A 26,590-nucleotide genomic window follows, 5' to 3' on the forward strand; every position below is an offset into this window, starting at 1 on the left:
GGCGTGAATGTGGAAACCATTCGCTATTACCAACGCCGTGGCCTCATTGTCGAGCCGGCCAAACCCTTGGGGACCTACCGCCGATATCCTCCCGAAGTCGTGGCGCGGATTCGCTTCATCAAGCGGGCGCAGGCGCTGGGGTTTTCGCTCGGCGAGATCGCGGTCCTGCTGCAATCGCCCTCGACCGAAGGGTGCGCCCAGGTGCACGAGCTCGTCCAGGCCAAGATCCGCACCCAGCGCTCCCAGATCGACGGCCTGACGCGACGCGTGCACACGCTCGAGCGCCTGCTCAGCCAATGCCGGGAGGTCCGCGAGTGCGCCGGCTGCCCCTTGCGCGGGCATCTGTCCTGCGTAGAACACTGGCAGGACCTCGGCATCCGGGCGGAGGGCTTCGGCACGATAGCCGCCGCCACGGGCCTCGAGTGATTCGCCGTCGATGGCGGAATCGACAGGTGTAATCGACAGGGCGTGGCCGCGATTGAAAAATGCCATAATTGAGCATTGAAAATCCCCTGGCCGGGGCCCGGCGATGACCAGTCCGGGCGTCGATGCCTTTACACCCCCACAGCCCATGTCCGGAAACACCCTCGGAAAACTGTTCAGCGTCACCAATTTCGGCGAATCCCACGGGCCGGCCATCGGCGCGGTCATCGACGGCTGCCCGCCGGGTCTCGAGCTGAGCGAGGCCGACATCCAGGCCGAGCTCGACCGGCGCAGGCCCGGCACCTCGCGCCACGTCACCCAGCGGCGCGAGCCCGACACCGTCGAAATCCTTTCGGGGGTGTACGAGGGCGTCACAACCGGCACGCCCATCGGCCTGCTGATCCGCAACACCGATGCGCGTAGCAAGGACTACAGCAACATTGCCGATACCTTCCGTCCCGGCCATGCGGATTTCTCGTACTTCAAGAAATACGGGGTGCGCGATCCGCGCGGCGGCGGACGTTCGTCGGCGCGCCTGACCGCGCCCACGGTGGCGGCCGGCGCCGTCGCCCGCAAATGGTTGGCGCAAGAGCACGGCGTGCGCATCCGCGGCTGCATGAGCCAGCTCGGACCGATCCCGATTCCCTTCGAATCCTGGGACGAGGTGCCGCGCAACCCATTTTTTGCGCCCAATGCGACCATCGTGCCGCAGCTCGAATCGTTCATGGACGAATTGCGCCGCGCCGGCGACTCGATCGGCGCGCGCATCGAGGTGGTCGCCGAGGGCATGCCCTCCGGCTGGGGCGAACCTCTCTATGACCGGCTGGATGCCGACATCGCGCATGCCATGATGGGCCTCAATGCCGTCAAGGGCGTATCCATCGGCTCGGGCTTCGACTGCGTGGCGATGCGCGGCTCCGAGCACGGCGACGAACTCGGGCCGGACGGCTTCATGGCCAACCATGCCGGCGGGGTGCTGGGCGGTATTTCCTCGGGCCAGGACCTGACGGTGTCGCTGGCCGTCAAGCCGACCTCCAGCATCCGCATCGAGCGCCGCTCGGTGAATCGGGCCGGCGAACCCGTCATGGTCCAGACCCTGGGGCGCCATGATCCCTGCGTGGCGATCCGGGCAACGCCCATCGTCGAGGCCCTGCTGGCCATCGTCCTGATGGACCATGCCCTGCGTCATCGCGGCCAGTGCGGCCAGGGTGCTTGACCGACGACTGGAGGTTTCATGAATTCCTACGCACGCCTGCGCGGCCTGATCCTTCCCGTGGCCTTGGCCACGCTGCTGGGCGCCTGCGCCCAGGTCCAGACGACGCAGTCCGGGGTGGTCGGCATCGACCGGACTCAATACATGTCCAGCCTGGTCTCCGAGGCCGAGCTCGAGCGCGAGGCCGCATCGCAGTACCAGGCCCTGTTGTCGCAGGCCCGTGCGCAAAAGGCCTTGGACCGCGATGCCGATCAGGTTCGCCGGGTCCAGGGCATTACCCAGCGCCTGATCCAGCAGGTCGGGGCCTTTCGCCAGGATGCCTTGCAGTGGAACTGGGAAACCCATGTGCTGAGCTCGGACGAGGTCAACGCCTGGTGCATGCCGGGCGGCAAGATCGCCGTCTACACGGGCCTGATCCAGCAGATCAAGCCCACGGACGCAGAACTCGCCGCGGTCCTGGGCCACGAGATCGCGCATGCGCTGCGCGAGCACGCGCGCGAACAGGTGTCGCGCCAGATGGCGGCCCAGATGGGGGTCACCATCCTCGCGGCCGTCACCGGCAGCCAGGCCAGCGCCGACCTGGGCTCCACGCTCAGCCAGGTGATGTTCACCTTGCCCAACAGCCGGGCAAACGAGACCGAGGCCGACCGGATCGGCGTCGAGCTGGCCGCGCGTGCCGGCTACGATCCGCGCGCAGCCGTGACACTGTGGCAAAAGATGGCCAGCCTCGGCGGAGGCGGCCCCGAATTCCTGTCCACGCACCCGTCGTCGAGCAGCCGCATCGCCGATCTGGAGCAGGCCTCCGCCAAGGTGATGCCGCTGTACCAGCAGGCTGCCGGCAAATAAGGCTGTTCGCCCGGCCATGGCCGGCCGGCGGGCCGCCTGCATCCAGGTATCCTGGTATTCAGGATACTAGGATGTGCAATGGTCTTGTCCCTCTGTGCGGGACTGCCATAATGAGGGCAATGGGCGTGCATCGAGGCGCGCCCGGCGACTTCATCGGAAACAATCATGGCACAAACCCTGTATGACAAGCTCTGGGACGCCCACGTGGTGCACCAGGGCGAGGACGGCACCTGTGTGCTGTACATCGACCGCCATCTGGTGCACGAGGTCACCAGCCCGCAGGCCTTCGAGGGCCTGGATCTGGCGGGCCGCAAACCCTGGCGGGTCGACGCCAACCTGGCGGTGGCCGATCACAACGTGCCCACCACGGCGCGCAGCGAGGGCATCCAGGACCCGGTCTCGCGCCTGCAGGTCGAGACCCTCGACAAGAACTGCGAAGCCCACGGCATCACCGAGTTCCGCATGAACGACCGCCGCCAGGGCATCGTCCACGTGATCGGCCCCGAGCAGGGTGCGACCCTGCCCGGCATGACCGTGGTCTGTGGCGATTCGCACACCAGCACCCACGGCGCCATGGGGGCATTGGCCTTCGGCATCGGCACCTCCGAGGTCGAGCACGTGCTGGCCACCCAGACGCTGCTGATGAAGAAAAGCCGCAACATGCTGGTGCGTGTCGAGGGCAAGCTGCCCTTCGGCTGTACGGCCAAGGACCTGATCCTCTATGTGATCGGACAGATCGGCACGGCGGGCGGCACGGGCTATGCCATCGAGTTCGGCGGCAGCACGGTGCGCGCGCTGTCGATGGAAGGCCGCATGACCGTCTGCAACATGGCGATCGAGGCCGGCGCGCGCTCGGGCATGGTGGCCGTGGATCAGACCACGATCGATTACTTCAAGGGCCGGCCCTACGCCCCCGAGGGGGCCTTGTGGGACCAGGCGGTGGCCTACTGGCGCACCTTGCATTCCGATCCCGACGCCCACTTCGACCGGGTGGTCGAGATCGACGCCGCGCGGATCGCGCCGCAGGTCAGCTGGGGCACCTCGCCCGAGATGGTCCTGCCGGTCGACGGCCGGGTGCCCGATCCCGACAAGGAAAAGGATTCGGTGCGCCGCGGCGGCATGGAGCGCGCCTTGCAATACATGGGACTCGAGCCCAATACGCCCATGATCGATATTCACGTGGACCGGGTGTTCATCGGCTCATGCACCAATGCGCGTATCGAGGATCTGCGCGCCGCCGCCGCCGTGGCCAAGGGCCGCCGGGTGGCCGCCAATGTGCGCCAGGCCATGGTCGTACCCGGTTCGGGGCTGGTCAAGGCCCAGGCCGAGCGCGAAGGCCTGGACCGGATCTTTCTGGCCGCCGGCTTCGAGTGGCGCGAGCCCGGCTGTTCCATGTGCCTGGCCATGAACGCCGACCGGCTGGAACCCGGCGAGCGCTGCGCCTCGACCTCGAACCGCAACTTCGAAGGCCGTCAGGGGCAGGGGGGGCGCACTCACCTGGTCAGCCCTGCGATGGCCGCCGCCGCGGCGGTGGCGGGCCATTTCGTCGACGTCCGCCGTTTCAGCTAGGAGCCCCGCCATGCAAGCCTTCACCACTCACCAGGGTTTGGTCGCCCCGCTGGACCGCGAGAATGTCGACACCGACCTGATCATTCCCAAGCAGTTCCTGAAGTCGATCAAGCGCACGGGCTTCGGCCCGAACCTGTTCGATGAGTTGCGCTATCTGGACCATGGCGAGCCCGGCATGGACAATTCCCGCCGCCCGCTGAATCCGGATTTCGTGCTGAACCAGCCGCGCTACCAGGGGGCCTCGATCCTGCTGGCGCGCAAGAACTTCGGCTGCGGCTCCAGCCGCGAGCATGCGCCTTGGGCTCTGCAGCAATACGGTTTCCGCGCCATCATCGCGCCGTCGTTCGCCGACATCTTCTTCAACAACAGCTTCAAGAACGGCCTGCTGCCCATCGTGCTGCCCGAGTCCCGGGTCGCCCGGCTGTTCGACGAGGTCAACGCCTTTCCGGGGTATACCTTGACGGTCGACCTCGAGCGTCAGCGCGTGATCGCTCCGGACGGCACCGAGTCGCCCTTCGAGATCGACGACTACCGCAAGCAGTCCCTGCTCAAGGGCCTGGACGAGATCGGCCAGACCCTGTTGCGCGCCGAGGCGATCCGCGCCTTCGAGGCCGAGCGCCTCGGGCGCCATCCCTGGCTGGCCAAGCGCGTTCCCGGCTGATGGCCGATCGCCGCAAGCCACGCCGTGGGCCCCGTCGGAAGGACGGGGCCTTTTTCACTGACTTCCCCTGGAATAAACCATGAGTTCTCGTATTGCAGTGTTGCCGGGCGACGGTATCGGCCCCGAAATCGTCGAACAGGCCGTGCGCGTCCTGCGCGCCCTGGACCTCGACCTGGACATCGTCGAGGCGCCGGTGGGCGGGGCCGCCTACGCCCTGCATGGCCACCCCTTGCCGCCCGACACCCTGGCGCTGGCGCAGAGCGCCTCGGCGGTGCTGTTCGGCGCCGTGGGCGACTGGAAGTACGATTCGCTCGAGCGCGCCCTGCGTCCCGAACAGGCCGTGCTGGGGCTGCGCAAGGCCCTGGGCCTGTTCGCCAACCTGCGCCCCGCGATCCTCTATCCCGAGCTGGCCAACGCCTCCTCGCTGAAACCCGAGGTCGTCGCCGGCCTGGACATCCTGATCGTGCGCGAACTGACCGGCGACATCTATTTCGGCCAGCCGCGCGGCGTGCGGACCCTGGAGGACGGCCCCTTCAAGGGCCAACGCCAGGGCTACGACACCATGCATTACGCGGAAAGCGAGGTGCGCCGCATCGCCCACGTGGCGTTCCAGGCGGCCGCCGGCCGGCAGGGACGCCTGTGCAGCGTGGACAAGGCCAATGTGCTGGAGACCTCGCAGTTCTGGCGCGACATCGTCATCGACGTGGCGCGCGAGTATCCCCAGGTCGAACTCTCGCACATGTACGTGGACAATGCCGCCATGCAGCTGGTGCGCGAGCCCAAGGCCTTCGACGTGATCGTCACCGGCAACCTGTTCGGCGACATCCTGTCGGACGAGGCGGCGATGCTCACCGGCTCGATCGGCATGCTGCCTTCGGCGTCGCTGAACGCCAGTCAACAGGGCCTGTACGAACCCAGCCACGGGTCAGCGCCGGACATCGCAGGGCAGGGCGTGGCCAATCCGCTGGCCACCATCCTGTCGGCCGCCATGCTGTTGCGCTATTCGCTGGATGCGCCGCAGGCGGCCGCGCGCATCGAGGCAGCCGTGCGGGCGGTGCTGGCGCAGGGCCTGCGCACCCCCGACATCCACGAGCCCGGGACGACGCGAGTCTCGACCGGCCAGATGGGCGACGCGGTGCTGGCAGCGCTGTAGTCCTCTTCCACGGAGTCCTTGACTCCGTAGCGTGGTACGGACCTTATGGTCCCGGGCGACAACAAGAAAAGCAGGACACAAATCCCCGAGACCCCACCATGGTGCATCGGCGTTCCCGCGCGGGCGGGCGCCGCTGCATAGGAGACCGTTCCATGGCCTTGCTTCACTCGCTGCGCGTATCCACCCAGTTGATCGGCGGCTTTCTCATCCTCAGCGGCATCGCCGCCCTGGTCGGGGCGGTCGGGCTGTATTCCACGCGGCAGGTCAATACCCTGGCCGAGACCATGTACCATCGCGACACCATGGGCTTGCGCGACATCGCGCGGGCCGACCAGCAATTGCTGAAGACCGCGCGGGCCGTGCGCGTGGCGGCGCTGGCGCCGACCGAGGACATCCGCGAGCGCCAGTTCCAGGCGGTGCGGGCTCACCTGGACGACATGGACGAGAGCCTGCTGCGGGCCGCCCAGGCTTTCGATGCCGGACCTGGGCATCCGCTGGTCGCCCAGGCCCTCGACGCGGCCCGCGCGTACCGCGTCAATATTTCCCGGGTGGTCGAGATCTTGGCCACCGAGCCCCCGCAACAGGTGCGCAAGTCGGTCGGCATGCTGTATGGCGAGGTCATCCCGGTGGCCGACCGCCTGGATGCGGCCATGGAGCAGCTGATCGGCCACCGGCTCGAGCAGGCCAGCGCCCTGAGCCTTGAGACCGCGTCCATCCATGCGCGGGCGCAATGGTTCATGATTGGATTGACGCTGGGCGGCATCCTGCTGGGGCTGGGCATCGGGATGTTGATCACCCGTGGGCTGACGCGTGCCCTGGGCGGCGAGCCGCGCGACGTCGCGCATGCCGCGAATGCCGTGGCGCGCGGCGACCTCAGTTCCGTGATCGGCACCGCGCGCGCCCACCGCGGCAGCGTGGTGCAGGCGATGGCCCACATGCAGGAATCCCTGCGCCGCATCGTCGGGACGGTGCGCGCCGGCAGCGACCACATCGCCAGCGGTTCCGAGCAGATCCGGCTGGGGAATACCGACCTGGCGCAACGCACCGAGCGCCAGGCCGCCGACATCACCGAGACTGCCGCTGCCATGGACGAGCTTTCGAGCACCGTGGCCAGCACGGCGCAGGCCATGCGCGAGGCGGCGCGGCTGTCGGCCGACGCCAGCCGCGCGGCCGAGGAGGGCGGGCGTGGCATCGAGGACATCGTGCAGACCATGGAGGGCATACGCGAGGCTTCCCGCAAGATCGTCGGCATCGTGCAGGTGATCGACGGCATCGCCTTCCAGACCAATATCCTGGCCTTGAACGCGGCGGTCGAGGCTGCCCGGGCTGGCGACCAGGGTCGCGGCTTCGCCGTCGTCGCCAGCGAGGTGCGCGCCCTCGCCCTGAAGAGCGCGGAAGCCGCGCGCGAGATCGCCTCGCTCATCGAAGAGAGCGCCGAGCGCACCAATACGGGCGTGCGGGTGGTGGAGCAGGCGGGCGCGGGGATCCGCGATCTGGTGGACAAGATCCAGCAGGTCGCCGGCCTCATCGATTCCGTGGATGCGGCGGCGACCGAACAGACCTCGGGGCTGAGCCAGATCAATGCCGCGGTGGCGCAGCTCAACAGCATCACCCAGCAGAACGCCGCGCTGGTGCAGGAATCGGCCGCGGCTGCGGCCAGCCTGAACGAGCAGGCCGTGCAGCTGCTGGACACCGTGCGGGAGTTCCGGATCGAAAAGGACATGGGCGTGGCCACGGTCGCCGCTCGGCCGCCCGCGGGCCCGGCTGGCCCGCCGCCCGCGCAGCCCCTCGCGGCGCGCCTGCCGGCCTGATTCGGCGGCGCGGACGACGCCCTGCGGCGCCCTGCCTGGGCGCGTACCCGCGGAAGGCATTAAAATAATGCGTTTCGACGTTTTTTTGGGTTGGATGGGTCTATGGCACAGGCAGTAGGTTTGGTCGGATGGCGCGGCATGGTGGGTTCGGTCCTCATGCAGCGCATGCGCGACGAGAACGATTTTTCCTTGTTCGAGCCGGTGTTCTTTTCGACCAGCAACGCGGGCGGATCGGCCCCGGGCTGGGCCGAGGGTGCGCCGGCGCTGGCCGATGCGTACGACATCGAGGCCCTGCGCAAACTGCCCATCATCCTGACGGCCCAGGGCGGCGACTACACCAGCGCGGTCTATCCCAAGCTGCGCGCCGCGGGCTGGGACGGCCTCTGGATCGACGCGGCCAGCACCCTGCGCATGCAGGACGATGCCGTCATCGTGCTGGATCCGGTCAATCGTCCCGTCATCGACGAGGCGATGCGCCGCGGCGTGCGCGACTACATCGGCGGCAACTGCACGGTCAGCTGCATGCTCATGGGCCTGGCGGGGCTGTTCAAGCACGACATGGTCGAGTGGATGAGCAGCATGACCTATCAGGCGGCCTCCGGCGGCGGCGCGCGCCACATGCGTGAACTGCTGACCCAGTTCGGCTTGCTGAACCGGGCGGTCGGCGGCTTGCTCGACGACCCGGCCTCGGCCATCCTCGAGATCGACCGCGGTGTGCTGGCCGCGCAACAGGATCCGGCCCTGCCGCAGGACAATTTCGGCGTGCCGCTGGGCGGCAGCCTGATCCCCTGGATCGACAAGGACCTGGGCAACGGTGTGTCGCGCGAGGAATGGAAGGGCGGCACCGAAACGAACAAGATCCTGGGCCGCGGCCCGGGCTTCGATCGGGATCCGGTGCCGGTCGACGGCCTGTGCGTGCGCATCGGCGCGATGCGCTGCCACAGCCAGGCCCTGACGATCAAGCTGCGTCGCGACGTGCCGATGGAGGACATCGAGGCCGCGGTGCGCGAGGGCACCGATTGGGCGCGCCTGGTGCCCAACGACAAAGAGTCCTCGATGCGCGCATTGACGCCTGTGGCGGTAACCGGCACACTTGACATCCCCGTCGGCCGCCTGCGCAAGATGTCGATGGGGCCTGAGTACCTCAGCGCCTTCACGGTGGGGGATCAGCTGCTGTGGGGCGCGGCCGAGCCGCTGCGCCGGATGTTGCGCATTGCTCTCGGTGAACTCTAAATGACAGAACCACGCCGCCAGGCGCCCACGCCCAGCCCGCGACTCACAAAAACAAGACTGGCGTTGACATTGGCGGCGAGCCTGCTCGGATGCTCCGGGGCTGTCGCGGCAAGCTTCGGCCATGCCCGCATCCTCTCGCCGCAGGGCGAGCCCCTGATCATCCAGATTCCCGTCAGGGATCTCAGTGCCGCCGATGCGCAGGCCTTGTCGGCCCAGGCCGCGGCGGCCACGGACTGGTCCCGGGCGGGTCTGACCCCGCCGGTGGCGCTCGACAGCCTGCGAGTCTCGGTCGAACCCGGCGTGCGCCCCGAGGGGCGCATGCTGCGCGTCAGTTCCAACCAGCCGTTTTCCGGCCCGCTGGCCGATCTGCTGCTGGACGTGCGTACCGCCAGCGGCATGCAGCGCTATCAGGTTTCGCTGGTCACCGGTGCCCGCGCGCCGGCTGCCCCGCCCGCGGCGCCCACCGCCGGCCAGGCGGGCGCCGCGTCGGCCGGCGCGGCCCATACCAGCGGCAGCCGGGTCCCCCAAGGCGCGATCCGCGTGCGCCGGGGCGATACCCTGTTCGCCATCGCGCGCCGCCATGCGGTCGAGGGCGTGACCGTCTATCAGATGATGATGGCCTTGCAGCGCGCCAACCCGCAGGCCTTCATCCAGCAGAACGTCAACCTCGTCAAGGCCGGCGCACAGCTGACCGTGCCGGGCATGGACGAGCTATTGGCGATCTCCGACCGCGAGGCGCGCCGGCAATTCCAGATTCAGGCCGCAGCCTTCGCGGCGATGCGCGGCCGTCTCGCCGGCGCGGCCGCCTCGGTGCCGGCGCAAGCCGGGAATGCACCCAGCCAGGGACGGGTTTCCGAGGCCGCGGCACCGGCCGAGGCGGCGCCGGCGGCAGGCCGCGGCGACCATCTGCAACTCAGCGATGCCCGGCAATCGCCTCGGGATGCCGAGGCCGACGCCCGCAGGTCCGGGCAATTGGCCCGGGCCGACACCCAGGGCCGGATCAACCAGCTTGAGGACAACGTACAGCACCTCAACGAGGCCTTGAAAAGCCAGGGCGAAGCGGCCCGCAACGCCGTCGTCGAGGGTGCCAAGGGCATCAGCGATTCGATTGCCGACGTCGCGCAGGCGATCGTCGAGGCGGGCAAGGCCGAGGAGGCCGACGCGGCCCTGCGCCAGTCCTCCGAGGCCGGCGACCAGGCGGCTGCGGCAGGCGCATCCCGTGCGGATTCGTCGGGGCTCGCAGGCTCGGCGGCGGGCGCGGGTTCCTCGGGCACGACGGACGGCGGCTCCCCGAATGGTGCGGGCACGGCCTCGACCGTTGCGCCGGGCGGGGCATCACAGAACACAGGCGGGGCATCGCCAGGCACCGCCGCTGGTGCAGCCACGGGCTCCGACGCTGGGGCGTCGTCCGGTGCATCGTCGGCAGCCACGGCGAATGGCGCATCCCCGGGCGCAGCCCCAGGCGGCGCAGCGCCGGGCCAGGGTGTGGCCACTGCGCCGGGCCAAGGCGTCGCCAGTGGGACGGATCAAGGGGCACCCCCTGCTTCGGGCACTCCGGCCCCGGGCGCCGCTGCGGATCCCGCGGCGAGCCCGCTGGCATCGCCCGTCCCGCCCGAGGCGGCGGCCCGGGCGGCACAAGCCGAGGCTGATGCGGCCGAGCGTTCCCAGGGCGTCGTCGACTGGCTGCAGGACCACCTGCTGATGGTCATGACCGGCCTGCTTGCGCTCATTGTCTTCATCATCGCGTGGCTGCTGCGCCGCGCCGGCAATACGCGCGACGAGGCCTACGACGCGGCCTTGGCCACCGAGGCCAAGGTTCGCGAGACGCTCCGGGACATTGATCTCGAACTGAAGCCCCGGCAGGACGACCCCGCGACCAAGGGCTGAGGACGGCGCCATGGCCCGCATCGCACTGGGCCTGGCCTACGAAGGGTCGGGCTGGAGCGGCTGGCAGACCCAGCCCAGCCGCCGGACCTTCCAGGATGCCCTCGAGGCGGCCCTCGAGGCGTTCCTGGACCGGCCGACCGCCACGATTTGCGCGGGCCGCACCGACAGCGGCGTGCATGCCCTGCAGCAGGTCGTGCACCTGGATACCGTTGCGGTTCGCCGCGAAATGTCCTGGGTCCGCGGACTCAACGCCCACCTGCCCGCTCAGATCGCCGTGCAGTGGGCGCGTCCGGTGGCCGAGGATTTCCACGCGCGCTTCGCCGCGCGCTCACGCACTTACTTCTATGTCCTGCGCAGCGCGCCGGCGCCATCGCCCATTTTGCGCGGGCGCGTGGGCTGGGTCCACGACGCGCTGGACGAAACCCGCATGCGCGCCGCCGCGGCCCATCTGCTGGGCGAGCATGATTTCAGCGCCTTTCGCTCGTCCGACTGCCAGGCGGCAAGCCCGGTGCGCACTTTGAGCCGCCTGGACGTCCTGCGCACCGGCGAGTTCCTGGTCCTGCGCTTCGAGGCCAATGCCTTTCTGCACCACATGGTACGCAACCTGATGGGTGTGCTGGTGGCGGTCGGGCGCGGCCGCCGGCCGCCGGAGTGGGCCGCGGAACTGTTGTCGCAGCGCGACCGGCGGCTGGCCGCGCCGACCTTCATGCCCGATGGCCTGTACCTGGCCCACGTCGGCTATCCCGCGCACCCGGAGCTGCCGCTGCTGCAGCCCGAGCGCGCGCTCGCCGCCCACCTGGGATGGCCGTGCCCCGACGTTGCGGGACACCCCTAGGGCTTGTTCGTTCTGTGCTGAGAATCCCTAGGATGCTTTATGTCTCAACTCGTATAGAATCTAGCAGTTTCCCCTGCGGGCAATAGGCTGCGGGAGGATTTCTGTCGGATCACCGCCGGGTGCACCCAAACCCGGATGCTGGAACATTCATGACTTCACTCTTACGGCTATCCCGAGGGATAGACTGGATCAACACCCTGGTCGGCAAGGCAATCACCTGGCTGGTACTGGTGGTCGTGATCGTCAGCGCCACCAACGCTGTGTTTCGCAAGGCCTTCAATCTGGGCTCCAACGCCTGGCTCGAGCTGCAATGGTATTTGTTCGGCGCCATTTTCCTGCTGGCGGCCGGCTATACCTTCCTGTGCAATGAACATGTCCGGGTGGACATCCTGTCACAGAAACTGCCCGAGCGCGCGCAGGTCGGCATCGACATCTTCGGCGTCCTGTTTTTCCTCTTGCCGGCATGCTGCCTCGTGTTCTGGCTGTCGATCCCGTTCTTCTGGGATTCCTACGTGATCCACGAGCTGTCCTCCAACACGGACGGCCTGATTCGCTGGCCCGCCAAATTCCTGATCCCCGCGGGCTTCGGCCTGTTGATCCTGGCGGCGATCTCGCACCTGATCAAGTGTGTCGGATTCCTGTTGGGCGCCTGCCCCAATCCGATGAAGGTCGGCAGTGGACGCAGCGCCGAGGAGGAACTGGTCGAGGACATCCTCGCACAGCAACAGGCACAGAACCAAATCACGGGCGAGGGGCGCTGAGCATGGAGTTTCTCCTCGACAATCTGGCGCCGATCATGTTCTTCAACCTGATCGTGTTTCTGCTCATGGGTTTTCCGGTCGCGTTTTCGCTGGCGGCCACCGGCGTGCTGTACGGGCTGATCGCCATCGACCTGAACCTGATGCAGCCGGCCCTGTTCCAGGCCCTGCCTCAGCGGATATTCGGCATCGTCAGCAATGACACGCTGCTGGCGGTTCCGTTCTTTACCTTCATGGGCCTGATCCTCGAGCGATCCGGCATGGCCGAGGACCTGCTCGACACCGTCGGCCAATTGTTCGGGCCGCTGCGCGGCGGCCTGGCGGTCGCCGTGGTGTTCGTCGGCGCGCTGCTGGCGGCCACCACCGGCGTGGTCTCGGCCTCGGTGATCTCGATGGGCCTGATCTCCCTGCCGATCATGCTGCGCTACGGCTACGACCGGCGGCTGGCCTCGGGGGTGATCGCGGCCTCGGGCACGCTGTCGCAGATCATTCCGCCTTCCCTGGTGCTGATCATCCTGGCCGACCAGCTGGGCCGTTCGATTGGCGACATGTACCGGGGGGCCATGCTGCCAGGCCTGTTGCTGGCGGGGGCCTATGTCGCCTATATCGTGCTGCTGTCGCTGATCCGCCCCGCCGCCGCCCCCGCCTTGCCGGTCGAGGCGCGCGTCTACGTCGAGCCCGACGGCGGCCGGGGCCTGCGCTCGCTGGCCGTGCTGACCGCGATTGCCGCCCTGGTGTCGTACTTCGGATCGAACCATTACTTTCGCTCGCACACCGACATCCCGGTGGACGAGCGCGTCGTGATCGTGCTGCTGATCTGGGGCATGGCGGCGCTGGCCATGGCGCTGGCCAACAAATACCTGCGTCTGGGCCTGCTCTCCAGGATCGCCGAACGCGTGACCTTCGTGATGATCCCGCCGCTGGCGCTGATCTTCCTGGTGCTGGGCACGATCTTCATCGGTGTGGCCACCCCCACCGAGGGTGGTGCCATGGGCGCGGTCGGCGCCCTCGTCATGGCGGTATCGCGCGGGCGATTCTCCATGCGCCAGCTGCGCCAGGCCATGGAAACCACGGCGCGCCTGTCCTGCTTCGTGGTCTTCATCCTGGTGGGGTCCACGATCTTCAGCCTGAGCTTTCGCGGAGTCAACGGCGACGTCTGGGTCGAGCAATTGCTGCTGCACGTGCCCGGCGGCGAGCTGGGCTTCCTGATCGTGGTCAGCGTCATGACCTTCTTCCTGGCGTTCTTCCTGGACTTCTTCGAACTGGCGTTCATCATCGTTCCGCTGCTCGGGCCGGTGGCGGAAAAAATGGGCATCGACCTGATCTGGTTCGGGGTCCTCCTGGCGGTCAACATGCAGACCTCGTTCATCCATCCGCCTTTCGGGTTTGCCCTGTTCTACCTGCGATCCGTGGCGCCCAAAGAGGACTACCATGACAGGATTACAGGCAAGCTCGTCGCCAAGGTCTCCACGGGGGACATCTACTGGGGTTCCATTCCCTTTATCGTGATCCAGGTTTTGATGGTCGCGGCGGTCCTGGCGTTCCCCGGCATGGTGACGCACTACAAGAGCGACGCCTCCACCGTCGACCCGGACACCGTCACCTTCGGCGAGAGCAGCGCCTACGGCTTGGATTCGTATGGGGGCGACGCGGGGGCAGCCTTCAAATGAGCAGGGATGAGGACCTGGGTGCGGCCGTGCCGCACCGCACCCGCGTCAAGGTCTGCGGGCTGACGCGCGCCGACGATGTCCGCGCCGCGGTCGATGCGGGGGCGGACGCGATCGGGCTGGTGTTCTATCCCCCCAGCCGGCGCTACCAGGACGTGGGCGCCGCGGCGGCCCTGCGGAACCTGGTTCCGGCCTTCGTGGACACGGTCGTCCTGTTCGTGAATCCGTCGCCCGCCGAGGTGCGGGAAGTCATCGACGGGGTGAATCCCGATCTGCTGCAGTTCCATGGCGAGGAATCCCCCGAGTTCTGCCGGCAGTTCGGGGTCCGCTACATGAAGGGCTTTCGCGTCGGTGCCCCGGGCCAGGACACCGCCGAAGGCCTGGCTGCGCATTGCGCGGCCCACGGCCAGGCGGCCGCGTGGCTGTTCGACAGCTTCAGCCAAGGCTACGGCGGCAGCGGTACGTCGCTGGATCCCGCCTTGTTGCGCGAGGTTGCGCGCGCGCCCGAAGCGCGGCCGCTGGTGCTGGCCGGCGGCCTGTCCGCCGACAACGTGGGCGCGCGCATCGCGCAACTGCGGCCCTATGCCGTGGATGTCAGCAGCGGGGTGGAGGAAGCCCCCGGCCTCAAGGACGCGGCCCGGATCCGGGCGTTCATGCGGGCCGTGCGCGCGGCTGACGCCTGAGCCCCGCCGGCGCGGGTTTTGGCAACAAAAAAGCCGCATCTCGTCGATGATGCGGCCTTTCTTGGCGGGTTTGGGCATCCCCGGCTGGATTCTGGTAGGCAGTACTGGATTCGAACCAGCGACCTCTACGATGTCAACGTAGCGCTCTAACCAACTGAGCTAACCGCCTGCAAAGACCGGCATTATAAGCAGCCCCTTGCGGCTTGTCAAAAACGAATCTTCAATGCTCCAAAAGCCGGTTTCGTCGGGGGGACGTCCGCCGCAGCGAACCCCTTTGTCGTCGTTTTCGCAACGGAATCCGCCGCAAAAGGCCTGCCGGACCTCATTGTCAGCGATTATCGTGCCGACCAAATTGATTGTTTTTGCTGCGATTGTTACACTGGTTCCATAATCTTCCTGCTTGGCAGTTTCAGGTTTTCCAGACGCGGCCCAGGCCGCGTTTCGCATTTTGCCGCCGGCAGGCGCCCCATCTTTCAGGACGCATTCATGGTTTGCATCAGCCTTCCCGACGGTTCGCAACGCGAGTTCGACCGGCCGATTACCGTGCACGACGTCGCGCACAGCATCGGTGCGGGTCTCGGGCGTGCGGCGCTCGCCGGCAAGGTCGCCTTCGACGGGCAGGAGGCCCGCCTGGTCGACACCAGCTTCGTCATCGATCGGGATGCGCAACTGTCCATCGTCACGGACAAGGACCCCGAGGGCCTGGACCTCATCCGGCATTCCACCGCCCACTTGCTGGCCTATGCGGTCAAGTCGCTCTTTCCCGATGCCCAGGTCACCATCGGCCCGGTGATCGATAACGGCTTCTACTACGATTTTTCCTACAAGCGCGCCTTTACGCCCGAGGACCTCGAGGCCATCGAGAAAAAAATGGCCGAATTGGCGCGGCGGGACGAGGTCGTCACGCGCGAGGAATGGGACCGCGACGAGGCCGTGGCCTTCTTTCGCGGGATCGGCGAGGACTACAAGGCCGAGATCATCGCCTCGATTCCGGCCGGCGAAAGGATCAGCCTCTATCGCGAGGGCGATTTCATCGACCTGTGCCGCGGCCCCCACGTGCCGTCCACCGGCCGCCTCAAGGTTTTCAAGCTCATGAAGGTGGCTGGGGCGTACTGGCGCGGCGACAGCCGCAACGAGATGCTGCAGCGCATCTACGGTACGGCCTGGGCGCGCAAGGAGGACCAGGCGGCCTACCTGCACATGCTCGAGGAGGCCGAGCGCCGCGACCATCGCCGCATCGGCCGCGAACTGGACCTGTTCCATTTCCAGGACGAGGCGCCTGGGCTGATCTTCTGGCACCCCAAGGGGTGGACCGTCTGGCAGCAGGTCGAGCAATACATGCGCCAGGTGTACATCGACAACGGCTACCAGGAGGTCAAGGCGCCCCAGATCCTCGACTTGTCGCTGTGGAAAAAGACCGGCCACTGGGACAACTACAAGGAAAACATGTTCATCACCGAGTCCGAGAACCGCGTCTACGGACTCAAACCCATGAACTGTCCCGGCCACGTCCAGATCTTCAACGCCGGTCTGCATTCCTATCGCGAACTGCCGCTGCGCTACGGCGAGTTCGGCCAGTGCCACCGCAACGAACCTTCGGGATCGCTGCACGGCATGATGCGGGTGCGCGGCTTCACCCAGGACGACGGCCACATTTTTTGCACCGAGGACCAGCTGCAGGCCGAGTGCGCGGCGTTCACGCGCCTGCTGCAAAAGGTATACGCCGATTTCGGTTTCACCGAGATCCTGTACAAGGTCGCCACGCGACCCGAAAAGCGCATCGGCTCCGACGAGGTCTGGGACAAGGCCGAACAGGCCCTCAAGGACAGCCTCGACCTTTCGCAGTGCGAGTACGAGGTGTCCGAGGGCGAGGGCGCATTCTACGGCCCCAAGATCGAGTACACCCTCAAGGATGCCATCGGCCGCCATTGGCAATGCGGCACCATACAGGTCGACTTTTCCATGCCGCAGCGCCTCGGCGCGGAATACGTGGATGCTGACGATCAGCGCCGCACGCCGGTCATGCTGCATCGCGCCATCCTGGGCTCGCTGGAGCGCTTCATCGGCATGCTGATCGAAAACCATGCCGGCGCGCTGCCCGCCTGGCTCGCGCCGCAGCATGCTGTGGTGTGCTGTATTTCCGACGGTTCCGCATCATATGCGGACGACGTGGCGCGAGGCCTGAAAAAACAAGGATTTAGAGTATTTTCCGATTTGCGCGGTGAAAAAATCACCCGTAAAATTCGGGAGCACAGCCTGCAAAAGATCCCTTATATCCTCGTCGTCGGCGACAAGGAGCGCGAATCGGGTGCGGTGTCGGTGCGCGGACGCGGAAACCAGGACCTGGGCACGATGCCCGCTTCCGAGTTTTCCGGCCTCTTGCGCACGGACATCGACTCTCGCGGCCTGGATCGGCCGCAGGCCTGAGCCTTCAACTTCACAGGAGCTTTAGACATCGCAACCGAAAAGAAACACCGCACCAACGGTGAAATCCGTATCCACGAAGTACGCCTGATTGGCGTCGACGGCGAGCAATTGGGCATCGTCCGGACCTCTGAGGCCATGGCCCTGGCGGAACAGCACGAGGTCGATCTGGTCGAAATCGCACCCACCGCGGATCCCCCGGTCTGCCGCCTGATGGATTACGGCAAGTTCAAGTATCAGGAACAAAAACGCCAACAGGAAGCCCGCGCGCGCCAAAAGATCATCCAGGTCAAGGAAGTCAAATTCCGGCCGGGCACCGACGAGGGCGACTACCAGGTCAAGCTGCGCAACCTGCGCCGTTTCATCGAGGACGGCGACAAGGCCAAGGTCACCCTGCGCTTCCGCGGCCGCGAGATGGCGCACCAGGAATTGGGCATGCGCGTCCTCGAGCGCGTCCGCGACGACCTCGGCGACCTGTGCCAGGTCGAGGCCATGCCCAAGCTCGAGGGCCGGCAAATGGTGATGGTGCTCGCCCCGCGCAAGAAAGCCTCCGGCAAGCAAGGCGAGGCCGCCTGAACCCGCTCCCGCGGCCGGCCTCATGGCCGGCCGCCCACCGAGGCCTCTGATGCATATTCTGTTCATCATCGATCCGCTGCCCTCGCTCAAGGCCTACAAGGACTCGTCCGTGGCCATCATGCGCGGCCTCGCGGCGCGCGGCCACCGGCTCAGCTTTGCCTTGATGGGCGATCTGTTCATCGACTGCGGCCGCGTGCGGGTCGCGGCCACCGGCCTGCGCCTGCGCCCGCAGGCCGACCTGCACGGTCACGACTGGTGGGAACAGGATCCCGCGGCGGTCGAGTCCGATCTGGCCGATTTCGATGCGGTGCTGATGCGCAAGGACCCGCCGTTCGACATGGAATACGTCTATGCGACGCATCTGTTCGACTACGCGCAGGCGCAAGGGGCCCGGGTCTTCAATACGGGGCAGGGGATCCGCAACCACCCGGAAAAGCTCGCCATCACGGAGTTCGCCGAATTCACCGCGCCGACCCTGGTGTCGCGCGACATGGCGCGCCTGCGCGCCTTCCATGCCCGCCACGGCGACGTGGTCGTCAAGCCGCTGGACGGCATGGGCGGCAGCGGCATCTTCCGGATGCGCGCCGACGAGCCCAATCTGGGCACCATCCTCGAAACCCTCACCGAGCTGGGTACGCGCACCATCATGGCCCAGCGCTACATCCCCGAGATCGTCGACGGCGACAAGCGCATCCTCATCATCGGCGGCGTGCCCGTTCCCCATGCACTGGCGCGCATTCCCCTGCAGGGTGAAACCCGGGGCAACCTGGCCGCGGGCGGACGCGGCGTGGCCCGGCCGCTCACCGCGCGCGACCGCAGCCTGGCCGAGGCGGTGGGCGCGCGTCTGGGCGAACGCGGAATGCTGCTGGTGGGTCTGGACGTGATCGGCGACTACATCACCGAGATCAACGTCACCAGCCCCACCTGCTTCGTCGAGATCACCGAGCAAACCGGCTACGACGTGGCCGGGCGCTTCGTGGACGCGCTGGAACAGGCGCTGGAGGACTGACACCATGACACGCATCGCGCTGGTCATGCACGAGCCCCTCGGTGCGGCGTTCGCGGCCTGTGCGCGCCACGTGCTGGGCGCCGAACCCGATCTGGCCGTCTTCGACATCGCAGCCGATGCCGAGCCGCAGGCCGAGGCCGAGCGCATGCTGGACTGGATCCGCGGCCATGGCGATGCGCGCGACCCGGTGCTGGTGCTGTGCGACCTGTACGGCGCGACACCCTTCAACATCGCGACCGAGGCGCTGCGCCAGGCCGCCGCCGAAGGCCTGGACGGCCACCTGCTCACCGGCACCAATGCCTGCATGGTGCTCAAGGCGCTGACCGATCAGCAGGAAAACCCTGAAACCTTCAGCGAAAAGGTGCGTCAGGGGGCATTGCGCGGTATCGTCAATGCCGACGAGGCCTGCCGATCCTCCAGCGACTAGCCATTTTTAGGGAAATGCCCATGCCGTCGATCGATTTGGTGATTTCGAACAAGCTCGGCCTGCATGCGCGTGCGGCGGCCAAACTGACCCAGCTGGCGGGCCGCTACCAAAGCGACATCTACATTTCCCGCGGCGCCCAGCGCGTCAATGCCAAGAGCATCATGGGCGTCATGATGCTGGCCGCCGGCCTGGGCGTCACGGTCAAGATCGATGCGCAGGGCGAGGACGAGGACCGTGCCCTGCAGGACATACGCGCGCTGTTTGAAGGCAAATTCGGCGAACAGGAATAATCGCCCGCACCGACCGCCTCCGTCTTTCGCCCATGAATCCCGCCGAACCGACCGCGCCGCCTTCCGCGCCGACCTTGTGCCTGCACGGCCAGGGCATCGTCCGGGGCTATACGATAGGCCGGGCCGTCATCATGAGCGCGGCATCGCTCGAGGTCGCCCACTATCACGTCGGCCCCGCGGATATCGAGGCCGAGGGATTGCGCCTGCGCCACGCCATCGACACCGCCGTTGCCGAACTGCGCCAGATGGCGGGTGCATTGCCGCCGGATGCGCCGCGCGAGCTGGCCGCGCTGCTGTCGGTGCACGGCCTGCTGCTCGAGGACCCGATGCTGGTGCAATCGGCCTGCGAACTGATCACTGAGCGCCACTACAACGCCGAATGGGCGCTGGCCACCCAGGGCCAGCTGCTGGTCGAGCAGTTTTCGATGATGGAGGACGCCTATCTGCGCGAACGCAGCGCCGACATCCGGCAGGTGATCGAGCGCGTGCTGCGCGTGCTGTCGGGCTCCTCCGCGTGGCTGCCGGCCCTGGATACCGCGCAGGCCGATGGCAATTTCATCGTGGTCGCGCGCGATATCTCGCCGGCCGACATGATGCGCCTGCGCAGCGGCAAGTTCGCCGCTTTCCTGACGGACCTCGGCGGGGCCACCTCGCACACGGCCATCGTGGCGCGCAGCCTGAACGTGCCCGCCGTGGTGGGCATGGGGCACGTGCGCGCGCTGGTGCGCGACGGTGACCAGCTGATCGTCGACGGCACCAATGGCGTGGTGCTGGTCAACCCATCCGAGCGCATCCTGCTCGAATACCGCGAGCGCCAGGCGGCCTTCCAGCGCGAGCGCGCCGAACTCAAGCGATTGCGCCATGCGCCGGCCGTCACCCTGGACGGCATCCAGATCCGGATGGAGGCCAACATCGAACTGCCCGACGAGGCCGCCGACGCCCTGGCCGCCGGTGCCGAGGGCATCGGCCTGTTCCGCAGCGAGTTCCTGTTCATGGGCCGTCCCGACCTGCCGGACGAGGACGAGCAGTACGAAGCCTATGCCTCGGTCGTGTCCGCCATGGGCGGCCGGCCGGTGACCATACGCACCTTGGACATCGGCGCCGACAAGACCCTCGACGGGGATGCGACCGTCGCCACCAATCCGGCGCTGGGCCTGCGCGCGATCCGCTACTGCCTGGCCAATCCGGACATGTTCCATACGCAGTTGCGCGCCTTGCTGCGGGCCTCGCGCCACGGCTGCGTCCGTATCCTGCTGCCCATGATTTCACACATGCACGAGGTCAGGGCCGCCCAGCGCGCCATCGAGCGCGCCGCCGAACAGCTGCGCGACGAGGGCATCCCGTATGCGGAAGGCATCCAGGTCGGCGCCATGGTCGAGATCCCGGCCATGGCGATCGCCATCGAACCCTTCGCCGAGGCGCTGGATTTCCTGTCGATCGGCACCAATGACCTGATCCAGTACGTGCTGGCGATCGATCGCGGCGACAAGGACGTGGCCGCGCTCTACGACCCCATGCACCCGGCGGTGCTGCGTCTGATCGCGCATACCATCAATGTGGGCGAGCGCGTCGGCAAGCTGGTCTCGGTCTGCGGTGAAATGGCCGGCGATGCGCGCGTCACCCGCATGCTGCTGGGTCTGGGCCTGACGGCTTTTTCCATGCATCCGCAGCAGCTGCTCGACGTCAAGAAGGAAATCCGCCTGGCGCACTCGAACGCCCTGCGGGTCCAGGTTGCGTCGGCCTTGAACCGCGCCGAACGCATCGACCTGGCGGCGCTGTCCTGACAACTTACGCGCCGGCCCGGTAGGACCGGGCCGGCGCGCCGCGGGCGGCTTAGCGCTGGTAGGCGGTTTCGCCGTGGTCGACCTGGTCCAGGCCGCGTTGCTCCTCCTCGGGCGTGCAGCGCATGCCGCACACCTTGTCCGCGATCCGGTAGGCAATCCACGCCGCGACAGCGGACCAGGCGATGGTCACCAGCACGCCCTCGGCTTGCAGCCAGACCTGTGCGGCCATCCGCCCCAGGCCCGCGGCGCCCGGGCCGCCGAGCGAGCCCGAGTTGAACACGCCGGTCAGCAGCGCACCGACGATGCCGCCCACCCCGTGGATGCCGAACACGTCGAACGTGTCATCGGCCCGCAGCAGGCGCTTGAGGCCGTTCACGCCCCATACGCAGGCCGCCGCGGCCAGGATGCCGATCAGCAGCGCGCCGCCCGGCGCGACCAGACCCGCGGCCGGCGTGATGCCCACCAGGCCCGCGATGGCGCCGGAGGTTGCGCCCAACAGCGAGGCCCGGCCTTTGATCAGGCGCTCGATCAGCGCCCAGGCGAGCACCGCGCCCGCCGTCGCCAGCAAGGTGTTGATGAAGGCCAGCGTCGCCACCTCGTTGATGCCCAGGGCCGAGCCGGCGTTGAAACCGAACCAGCCCACCCATAGCAGTGCCGCGCCGATCAGGTTCATCGGCAGGTTGTGCGGCGGCATGGCTTCGCGGCCGTAGCCCTTGCGCGGCCCGATCAGCCACGCGCACACCAGGCCCGCCACGCCGGCATTGATGTGCACCACCGTGCCGCCGGCGAAATCCAGGGCGCCGCGCAGCAGCAGCCAGCCATCCGGCGCCCACACCATGTGGGCGATCGGCAGGTAGGCGAGAGTGAGCCACAGGCCGGTGAACAGCATGACGCCGCCGAACCGCGCCCGCTCCGCGATGCTGCCGGTGATCAGCGCGCAGGTGATGCCGGCGAAGGTCGCCTGGAAGGCGGCGAACGCCATTTCGGGCAGGGCGCCGGCCAGCGGCATCGGGCTGTCGCCGCCGGGCAGGTACAGGCCCGAGAACAGCACGCGCGAGAAGCCGCCGATCATGCCCGCCCCGGTGGTGAAGGCGAGGGAATAGCCATACAGGAACCACAGCACGAGCGCCAGCGCGCAGGTTCCCAGGACCTGCGTGAGCACGGACAGCACGTTGCGCGCGCGCGCCATGCCGCCATAGAACAGGGCCAGTCCCGGCACGGTCATCATCAGCACCAGCAGCGTGGATACTGTCACCCAGGCCAGATCGCTTTTATCCATCATCAATACTCCTTTGTCGGGGTTGGAGGTCAGAGCGCGGACTCGCCGGACTCGCCGGTGCGGATGCGGACCACCTGCTCCAGGGGGGTGACGAAGACCTTGCCGTCGCCGATCTTGCCGGTGCGCGCCGCGGCGCACAGGCTCTCGAGGACCAGTTCGACCTGGTCGTCCGAGACCGCCACCTGGACTTCGAGCTTGGGCAGGAAATCGACGCTGTACTCGGCCCCCCGGTAGAGCTCCGTGTGGCCTTTCTGGCGTCCGAACCCCTTGACCTCGATGACGGTCAGGCCCTGGATGCCGGCCTCGACCAGGGCCTCGTGGACTTCATCGAGCTTGAACGGCTTGATGATCGCTGTGATCAATTTCATGGTGTTGTCCTCTTGCTGGAATGGCCAGGCTTGTCAAGCAACAACCATGCCAACTCCAGAATGTCTGCGTTTCAAACGTATCGCCAGGGGGGCGCCTCAAAAGCCGCCGCCGTCCGCGCACCGGTTCGGGGCAGGGCGCACCATCGTGGGGCGGGGCGAATGGCGGTGCCGGCGTGGCCTGAAAGGGACGAATGCAGCGGACGGGTGTAACCAGCGTTTAGAGGAATGGCTGATTTGTATCGAGGTATTGGCACGCGACCAGGAGGGGAAACGTGCGGCGGCGGCGGATTGCCTTCTGCCGGCGACGGCTTGTGTATGCCACTAAAACCAGAAGGGTGAAATTAGTATTTACACGAGGTCGGCATGCTGCGTTCAGGTCGTGGCTAGAATTGTAACCAAGCCGGTTGTAACAGACCGGTCCTCGATTGCCTTCCGCCCGACATGGCGGACTACTGAATAGGGATCATCATGAATATGACGCGTAAAACGTTGACTTTGGCCGCCATGGTCGCCGCCCTGGGCTTGCTTGGCGCATGCTCCAAGGGCGAGGACGAGGCCCCGGTCGCGCCCGCCGCGCCCGCTCCGTCCACCACGCCGACGCCGGCCCCCGTGCCGCCGCCACCGCAGGAACAGCCGCCGGCCACGACACAGCCTCAGTCCGACCAGCAATCCATGAGCGAGAAATTCGATGAAACCGCCGCCGCAGCCAAGGAAAAGGCCGCCGCTGCCGGCGAGGCGATCTCCGACGGCGCGGCGAAACTGGCCGACGGCGCCAGCGATGCCGCTCATCGGACCCGCGATTCGATCGCCGAGGGTGCCGCCAAGGCGGACGCGGCCATACAAGACTCCGTGGGCAACGGCTCGTCCGCGCCGAAATCCGAGTAAGCCGGTAGCGGTCCGAGTCGCCGGGCTGCGGCATTCCCCGATGGATGTCCGCATGCCCGGCGATGCGCGCACGGGCCGTGAGCGCGCATACTGGCGCAGCGGGGGCGGGTGGCCCCTGCATGCGGCCCCTGTGGCCGTACTCGTGCATTGCAAGGAGGCCGCTACGCATGTCCCTGGCCGTGCTGTCCAGCCGCGCCCTGTCCGGGCTGCAGGCCCACGTGGTGCGGGTCGAGGTCCATGTCGGAACCGGCCTGCCGGCCTTCCATCTGGTGGGCCTGCCGGGCACCGACGTGCGCGAAAGCCGCGAACGCGTGCGCTCCGCCATCATCAATAGCGGCTTCGAATTCCCGGCCGGGCGCATCACCGCCAATCTGGCGCCGGCCGACCTGCCCAAGGACTCCGGCCGCTTCGACCTTCCCATCGCCTTGGGTGTGCTGCTCGCCTCGGGGCAGGTGGCGGCCGCCGGGGGCGAGGCGCCGGACCTGCGCCCCTATGTGTTCGCCGGCGAGCTGTCGCTGACCGGCGCCATCACCGCCGCCGGCGCCCCGCTGGCCATCGCCCTCGAGGTCGCGCGCGGTGCCCCGGATGCGATTCTCGTCATGCCGCCCGATGCCGCATCGATCGCCGCCCAGGTGCCCGGGCTGGCCGTGCTGGCCGCCGGCACGCTGGGCAAGGTGGCGGCCCATTTCGCCGGGCAGGAACCCTTGGCGAAAGCGATTCCGCATGTCTGCGTCGTGGCGGACCCTTCCGGCCTGCCCTGCCTGTCGGACGTGCGCGGCCAGTCGATCGCTCGCCGCGCCCTCGAGATCGCCGCCGCGGGACGCCACAGCCTGTTGATGTCGGGGCCGCCGGGCGTGGGCAAGAGCATGCTGGCGCAGCGGCTGCCGGGCATCCTGCCGCCGCTGCCTACGGACCAGGCCCTCGAGGTGGCCGCCGTGCTGGGCGCCGCGGGGGCGGGCGCCGATCATCATCCCGGCACGCCGCCGTTCAGGGCGCCCCATCATTCCGCGTCGATGGCGGCCTTGGTGGGCGGCGGCAGGCACCCGCGCCCCGGTGAAATCAGTCTCGCGCATCATGGCGTACTGTTCCTCGACGAGCTGCCGGAATTCCAGCGGCGCGCGCTCGAGGCCCTGCGCGAGCCGCTGGAAACCGGCCATGTATCGATCGCCCGCGCCTCGGGCACGTGCCGGTTTCCGGCGGACTTCCAGCTGGTCGCCGCCATGAATCCCTGCCCGTGCGGCTGGCTGGGCCATCCGCGCCGGGCCTGCCGCTGCACGCCCGAACGCATCGAGCGCTATCGGGCGCGCGTGTCCGGCCCCTTGCTGGACCGCATCGACCTGCATCTGGAACTCGCGACCGAGGAGGTCGGGGCCCAGGCGCCGGCGGGCGAATCCTCCGTGCGGGTGCGTGCGCGGGTGGCGGATGCGCGCCGCCTCCAGCACGAACGGCAGGGCGCGCCCAACGCCGCGCTGGGCCCGGCCGCCCTGCGGCGGCATGCGCGCCTGGATGACGAAGGCGGGGCGCTGCTGGCCGAGGCCGCCCGGCGCTGGGCTTGGTCGGCACGCGGCGTGGATCGCGTCTTGCGGGTGGCCCTCACCATCGCCGATCTGGCCGGCGCCACGGGCATCGGGGCCGGGCACCTCGCCGAGGCCATCCGCTATCGTCCGCCGTCCGCGGCATCCCCCTGAGCAGGTAGAATGGGGGATTGAAACCACTACTCCGAACGGAGGCCCCGTGATCGCTCCCAATCAATGGCTGGATGACTTCCAAAAAAACATGTCCGAACTGCTGGCCAAGACGCCGGCCGCCGACATCGAGCGCAACATGAAGGCCCTGATGGCCCAGACCTTCGCCCGCATGGACCTCATCACGCGCGAGGAATTCGACGTGCAGGCGGCCCTGCTGGCGCGCACGATCGAGCGCGTCGAGGCGCTCGAGGCGCGTGTCCAAGCGCTGGAGCAGCTCGACAAATCTGAATAATCCATCATATAATCAATGGCTTTTCCCTGACTTTCCAGATCATTTTCGTGATTTTCAGGGAGGCTCCCGGGGTTTTGGCCGCAGGTTGCGCGGTACGCCCGGGGTCAGCAGTGCGAATCCCAGGTCGATGAAGCACCCTTGCCGGATCGGCGGGTCACCTGGTTTCGTAAGTCAACAGAGTATCGTCATGCCCAAGATGAAGAGCAAGAAAGGCGCCTCCAAGCGCTTTAAGGTTCGCGGCAGTGGTTCCATCAAGCGCGGCCAGGCTTTCAAGCGTCATATCCTGACCAAGAAAACCACCAAGAACAAACGTCAGCTGCGCGGCTCGGCCGCCGTCCATGACTCGGATGTCGCCTCGGTCAAGGCGATGCTGCCTTTCGCCTGATCGGAGAATCACATGCCTCGCGTCAAACGCGGCGTCACAGCACGTGCACGCCATAAAAAAGTCCTCAAGGCCGCCAAGGGTTATCGCGGTCGCCGCGGTAATGTATTTCGGGTCGCCAAACAAGCGGTCATGCGCGCCGGGCAATATGCCTATCGCGATCGCCGCAACAAAAAGCGCACCTTCCGCGCCCTGTGGATCACCCGCATCAACGCGGCCTGCCGCGAACTGGGGGTGTCCTACAGCGTGTTCATCGCCGGCCTGAAAAAGGCCTCGATCGATCTGGACCGCAAGGTCCTGGCCGACATGGCCGTCCACGACAAGGCGGGCTTTGCCGCCGTCGTCGCCCAAGCCAAGTCCGCGCTGGCAGCCTGACCCACACAGTTTCGTTTCCGATTCTGTATGATTGCGAACGGGGCTCGATCGGGCCCCGTTTGCCTTGGGGCC

Annotated in this window: 27 protein-coding genes and 1 tRNA gene; 24 read left to right on the plus strand and 4 right to left on the minus strand. The window is 67.4% G+C overall.

From position 1 onward, the window contains the following. Positions 1-9: 9 nt before the first annotated feature. The 13 genes from OOZ48_RS11995 to OOZ48_RS12055 all read left to right on the plus strand — a co-directional run bounded on the left by OOZ48_RS11995 (position 10) and on the right by OOZ48_RS12055 (position 14,739). Positions 10-426: a MerR family transcriptional regulator gene (locus OOZ48_RS11995; protein WP_442867578.1), complete on the plus strand. Its 417-nt coding sequence runs from the start codon at positions 10-12 to the stop codon at positions 424-426. Between the two features lie 145 nt (positions 427-571). Then, positions 572-1,639: a chorismate synthase gene (gene aroC, locus OOZ48_RS12000; protein WP_269498600.1), complete on the plus strand. Its 1,068-nt coding sequence runs from the start codon at positions 572-574 to the stop codon at positions 1,637-1,639. Positions 1,640-1,657: 18 nt separating this feature from the next. After that, positions 1,658-2,482, plus strand: coding sequence for a M48 family metallopeptidase (locus OOZ48_RS12005; RefSeq protein WP_269498602.1), 825 nt, complete (start codon positions 1,658-1,660; stop codon positions 2,480-2,482). Between the two features lie 165 nt (positions 2,483-2,647). Then, positions 2,648-4,051: a 3-isopropylmalate dehydratase large subunit gene (gene leuC / locus OOZ48_RS12010; protein ID WP_269498604.1), complete on the plus strand. Its 1,404-nt coding sequence runs from the start codon at positions 2,648-2,650 to the stop codon at positions 4,049-4,051. Between the two features lie 10 nt (positions 4,052-4,061). Next, positions 4,062-4,712, plus strand: a complete 651-nt coding sequence (gene leuD / locus OOZ48_RS12015; protein ID WP_269498606.1) for a 3-isopropylmalate dehydratase small subunit — start codon at positions 4,062-4,064, stop codon at positions 4,710-4,712. A 79-nt stretch (positions 4,713-4,791) separates the two neighbouring features. Then, the gene (gene leuB, locus OOZ48_RS12020) at positions 4,792-5,865 is read left to right on the plus strand and encodes a 3-isopropylmalate dehydrogenase (protein WP_269498608.1); all 1,074 of its coding nucleotides are present in this window, start codon (positions 4,792-4,794) and stop codon (positions 5,863-5,865) included. 152 nt (positions 5,866-6,017) lie between these two features. After that, complete coding sequence (locus tag OOZ48_RS12025; RefSeq protein WP_269498610.1) at positions 6,018-7,676, plus strand: methyl-accepting chemotaxis protein; 1,659 nt, start codon at positions 6,018-6,020, stop codon at positions 7,674-7,676. Between the two features lie 102 nt (positions 7,677-7,778). Further along, positions 7,779-8,909 carry an aspartate-semialdehyde dehydrogenase gene (gene asd, locus OOZ48_RS12030; RefSeq protein ID WP_269498612.1) on the plus strand — a complete coding sequence of 377 codons (1,131 nt, stop codon included), beginning with the start codon at positions 7,779-7,781 and terminating at the stop codon, positions 8,907-8,909. Continuing rightward, entirely contained in the window at positions 8,910-10,796 is a 1,887-nt protein-coding gene (locus OOZ48_RS12035) for a type IV pilus assembly protein FimV (RefSeq protein ID WP_269498614.1), read from the plus strand. A 10-nt stretch (positions 10,797-10,806) separates the two neighbouring features. After that, positions 10,807-11,631: a tRNA pseudouridine(38-40) synthase TruA gene (gene truA / locus OOZ48_RS12040; protein WP_269498616.1), complete on the plus strand. Its 825-nt coding sequence runs from the start codon at positions 10,807-10,809 to the stop codon at positions 11,629-11,631. A 149-nt stretch (positions 11,632-11,780) separates the two neighbouring features. Further along, positions 11,781-12,392 carry a TRAP transporter small permease subunit gene (locus OOZ48_RS12045; RefSeq protein WP_269498618.1) on the plus strand — a complete coding sequence of 204 codons (612 nt, stop codon included), beginning with the start codon at positions 11,781-11,783 and terminating at the stop codon, positions 12,390-12,392. A 2-nt stretch (positions 12,393-12,394) separates the two neighbouring features. Then, on the plus strand, positions 12,395-14,059 hold the full coding sequence (locus tag OOZ48_RS12050; RefSeq protein WP_269498619.1) for a TRAP transporter large permease: 1,665 nt from the start codon (positions 12,395-12,397) through the stop codon (positions 14,057-14,059). Beyond that, positions 14,056-14,739 (plus strand): phosphoribosylanthranilate isomerase, encoded by a 684-nt coding sequence (locus tag OOZ48_RS12055; RefSeq protein WP_269498621.1) that lies wholly within the window; start codon positions 14,056-14,058, stop codon positions 14,737-14,739. The genes OOZ48_RS12050 and OOZ48_RS12055 overlap by 4 nt, the downstream gene beginning before the upstream one ends. Positions 14,740-14,831: 92 nt before the next feature. On the opposite strand, the gene OOZ48_RS12060 is transcribed toward OOZ48_RS12055, so the two are convergent. Beyond that, a tRNA-Val gene (locus OOZ48_RS12060) sits at positions 14,832-14,908 on the minus strand. Further along, positions 14,899-15,186 (minus strand): hypothetical protein, encoded by a 288-nt coding sequence (locus OOZ48_RS12065; protein ID WP_269498622.1) that lies wholly within the window; start codon positions 15,184-15,186, stop codon positions 14,899-14,901. The genes OOZ48_RS12060 and OOZ48_RS12065 overlap by 10 nt, the downstream gene beginning before the upstream one ends. 39 nt (positions 15,187-15,225) lie before the next feature. Between OOZ48_RS12065 and thrS the strand changes: the two genes are divergently transcribed. From thrS to ptsP, 6 genes are read left to right on the plus strand one after another with little or no spacing between them, the layout of a single operon-like run. Continuing rightward, complete coding sequence (gene thrS / locus OOZ48_RS12070; RefSeq protein WP_269498624.1) at positions 15,226-17,166, plus strand: threonine--tRNA ligase; 1,941 nt, start codon at positions 15,226-15,228, stop codon at positions 17,164-17,166. A 27-nt stretch (positions 17,167-17,193) separates the two neighbouring features. Beyond that, on the plus strand, positions 17,194-17,739 hold the full coding sequence (gene infC / locus OOZ48_RS12075; protein WP_269498711.1) for a translation initiation factor IF-3: 546 nt from the start codon (positions 17,194-17,196) through the stop codon (positions 17,737-17,739). Positions 17,740-17,788: 49 nt separating this feature from the next. Further along, complete coding sequence (gene gshB / locus OOZ48_RS12080; protein WP_269498627.1) at positions 17,789-18,748, plus strand: glutathione synthase; 960 nt, start codon at positions 17,789-17,791, stop codon at positions 18,746-18,748. Between the two features lie 4 nt (positions 18,749-18,752). Beyond that, positions 18,753-19,175: a PTS sugar transporter subunit IIA gene (locus OOZ48_RS12085; RefSeq protein ID WP_269498629.1), complete on the plus strand. Its 423-nt coding sequence runs from the start codon at positions 18,753-18,755 to the stop codon at positions 19,173-19,175. 20 nt (positions 19,176-19,195) lie between these two features. After that, a complete protein-coding gene (locus OOZ48_RS12090) occupies positions 19,196-19,465 on the plus strand; it encodes an HPr family phosphocarrier protein (RefSeq protein ID WP_269498631.1) in 270 nt (89 codons plus the stop codon). 32 nt (positions 19,466-19,497) lie between these two features. Then, the gene (ptsP, locus tag OOZ48_RS12095) at positions 19,498-21,249 is read left to right on the plus strand and encodes a phosphoenolpyruvate--protein phosphotransferase (RefSeq protein ID WP_269498633.1); all 1,752 of its coding nucleotides are present in this window, start codon (positions 19,498-19,500) and stop codon (positions 21,247-21,249) included. Positions 21,250-21,298: 49 nt separating this feature from the next. Here the strand turns inward: ptsP and OOZ48_RS12100 are convergent, their stop codons facing one another. Then, positions 21,299-22,528: an ammonium transporter gene (locus OOZ48_RS12100; RefSeq protein ID WP_332108274.1), complete on the minus strand. Its 1,230-nt coding sequence runs from the start codon at positions 22,526-22,528 to the stop codon at positions 21,299-21,301. A gap of 29 nt (positions 22,529-22,557) precedes the next feature. After that, on the minus strand, positions 22,558-22,896 hold the full coding sequence (locus OOZ48_RS12105; RefSeq protein WP_269498638.1) for a P-II family nitrogen regulator: 339 nt from the start codon (positions 22,894-22,896) through the stop codon (positions 22,558-22,560). A gap of 468 nt (positions 22,897-23,364) precedes the next feature. On the opposite strand from OOZ48_RS12105, the gene OOZ48_RS12110 reads away from it, so the two are divergent. From OOZ48_RS12110 to rplT, 5 genes are all read left to right on the plus strand, one after another. Next, entirely contained in the window at positions 23,365-23,781 is a 417-nt protein-coding gene (locus OOZ48_RS12110; protein ID WP_269498640.1) for a hypothetical protein, read from the plus strand. Between the two features lie 167 nt (positions 23,782-23,948). Then, a complete protein-coding gene (locus OOZ48_RS12115) occupies positions 23,949-25,469 on the plus strand; it encodes a YifB family Mg chelatase-like AAA ATPase (protein WP_269498642.1) in 1,521 nt (506 codons plus the stop codon). 49 nt (positions 25,470-25,518) lie between these two features. Next, positions 25,519-25,761: an accessory factor UbiK family protein gene (locus OOZ48_RS12120; protein ID WP_442867582.1), complete on the plus strand. Its 243-nt coding sequence runs from the start codon at positions 25,519-25,521 to the stop codon at positions 25,759-25,761. A 187-nt stretch (positions 25,762-25,948) separates the two neighbouring features. Further along, positions 25,949-26,146: a 50S ribosomal protein L35 gene (rpmI, locus tag OOZ48_RS12125; protein WP_269498645.1), complete on the plus strand. Its 198-nt coding sequence runs from the start codon at positions 25,949-25,951 to the stop codon at positions 26,144-26,146. Between the two features lie 12 nt (positions 26,147-26,158). Beyond that, on the plus strand, positions 26,159-26,518 hold the full coding sequence (gene rplT, locus OOZ48_RS12130; protein WP_269498647.1) for a 50S ribosomal protein L20: 360 nt from the start codon (positions 26,159-26,161) through the stop codon (positions 26,516-26,518). The last annotated feature ends 72 nt before the right edge of the window (positions 26,519-26,590 follow it).

Source organism: Castellaniella sp. S9 (genome assembly GCF_027257175.1).
Lineage (GTDB): Bacteria > Pseudomonadota > Gammaproteobacteria > Burkholderiales > Burkholderiaceae_B > Castellaniella.

Bases quoted from the DNA above. Each gene is read 5' to 3' on its own strand.
- aroC (WP_269498600.1), top strand. From the start codon at position 572: ATGTCCGGAAACACCCTCGGAAAACTGTTCAGCGTCACCAATTTCGGC.
- OOZ48_RS12005 (WP_269498602.1), top strand. From the start codon at position 1,658: ATGAATTCCTACGCACGCCTGCGCGGCCTGATCCTTCCCGTGGCCTTG.
- leuC (WP_269498604.1), top strand. From the start codon at position 2,648: ATGGCACAAACCCTGTATGACAAGCTCTGGGACGCCCACGTGGTGCAC.
- leuD (WP_269498606.1), top strand. From the start codon at position 4,062: ATGCAAGCCTTCACCACTCACCAGGGTTTGGTCGCCCCGCTGGACCGC.
- leuB (WP_269498608.1), top strand. From the start codon at position 4,792: ATGAGTTCTCGTATTGCAGTGTTGCCGGGCGACGGTATCGGCCCCGAA.
- OOZ48_RS12025 (WP_269498610.1), top strand. From the start codon at position 6,018: ATGGCCTTGCTTCACTCGCTGCGCGTATCCACCCAGTTGATCGGCGGC.
- asd (WP_269498612.1), top strand. From the start codon at position 7,779: ATGGCACAGGCAGTAGGTTTGGTCGGATGGCGCGGCATGGTGGGTTCG.
- OOZ48_RS12035 (WP_269498614.1), top strand. From the start codon at position 8,910: ATGACAGAACCACGCCGCCAGGCGCCCACGCCCAGCCCGCGACTCACA.
- truA (WP_269498616.1), top strand. From the start codon at position 10,807: ATGGCCCGCATCGCACTGGGCCTGGCCTACGAAGGGTCGGGCTGGAGC.
- OOZ48_RS12045 (WP_269498618.1), top strand. From the start codon at position 11,781: ATGACTTCACTCTTACGGCTATCCCGAGGGATAGACTGGATCAACACC.
- OOZ48_RS12050 (WP_269498619.1), top strand. From the start codon at position 12,395: ATGGAGTTTCTCCTCGACAATCTGGCGCCGATCATGTTCTTCAACCTG.
- OOZ48_RS12055 (WP_269498621.1), top strand. From the start codon at position 14,056: ATGAGCAGGGATGAGGACCTGGGTGCGGCCGTGCCGCACCGCACCCGC.
- OOZ48_RS12065 (WP_269498622.1), bottom strand. From the start codon at position 15,186: ATGCGAAACGCGGCCTGGGCCGCGTCTGGAAAACCTGAAACTGCCAAG.
- thrS (WP_269498624.1), top strand. From the start codon at position 15,226: ATGGTTTGCATCAGCCTTCCCGACGGTTCGCAACGCGAGTTCGACCGG.
- gshB (WP_269498627.1), top strand. From the start codon at position 17,789: ATGCATATTCTGTTCATCATCGATCCGCTGCCCTCGCTCAAGGCCTAC.
- OOZ48_RS12085 (WP_269498629.1), top strand. From the start codon at position 18,753: ATGACACGCATCGCGCTGGTCATGCACGAGCCCCTCGGTGCGGCGTTC.
- OOZ48_RS12090 (WP_269498631.1), top strand. From the start codon at position 19,196: ATGCCGTCGATCGATTTGGTGATTTCGAACAAGCTCGGCCTGCATGCG.
- ptsP (WP_269498633.1), top strand. From the start codon at position 19,498: ATGAATCCCGCCGAACCGACCGCGCCGCCTTCCGCGCCGACCTTGTGC.
- OOZ48_RS12100 (WP_332108274.1), bottom strand. From the start codon at position 22,528: ATGGATAAAAGCGATCTGGCCTGGGTGACAGTATCCACGCTGCTGGTG.
- OOZ48_RS12105 (WP_269498638.1), bottom strand. From the start codon at position 22,896: ATGAAATTGATCACAGCGATCATCAAGCCGTTCAAGCTCGATGAAGTC.
- OOZ48_RS12110 (WP_269498640.1), top strand. From the start codon at position 23,365: ATGAATATGACGCGTAAAACGTTGACTTTGGCCGCCATGGTCGCCGCC.
- OOZ48_RS12115 (WP_269498642.1), top strand. From the start codon at position 23,949: ATGTCCCTGGCCGTGCTGTCCAGCCGCGCCCTGTCCGGGCTGCAGGCC.
- rpmI (WP_269498645.1), top strand. From the start codon at position 25,949: ATGCCCAAGATGAAGAGCAAGAAAGGCGCCTCCAAGCGCTTTAAGGTT.
- rplT (WP_269498647.1), top strand. From the start codon at position 26,159: ATGCCTCGCGTCAAACGCGGCGTCACAGCACGTGCACGCCATAAAAAA.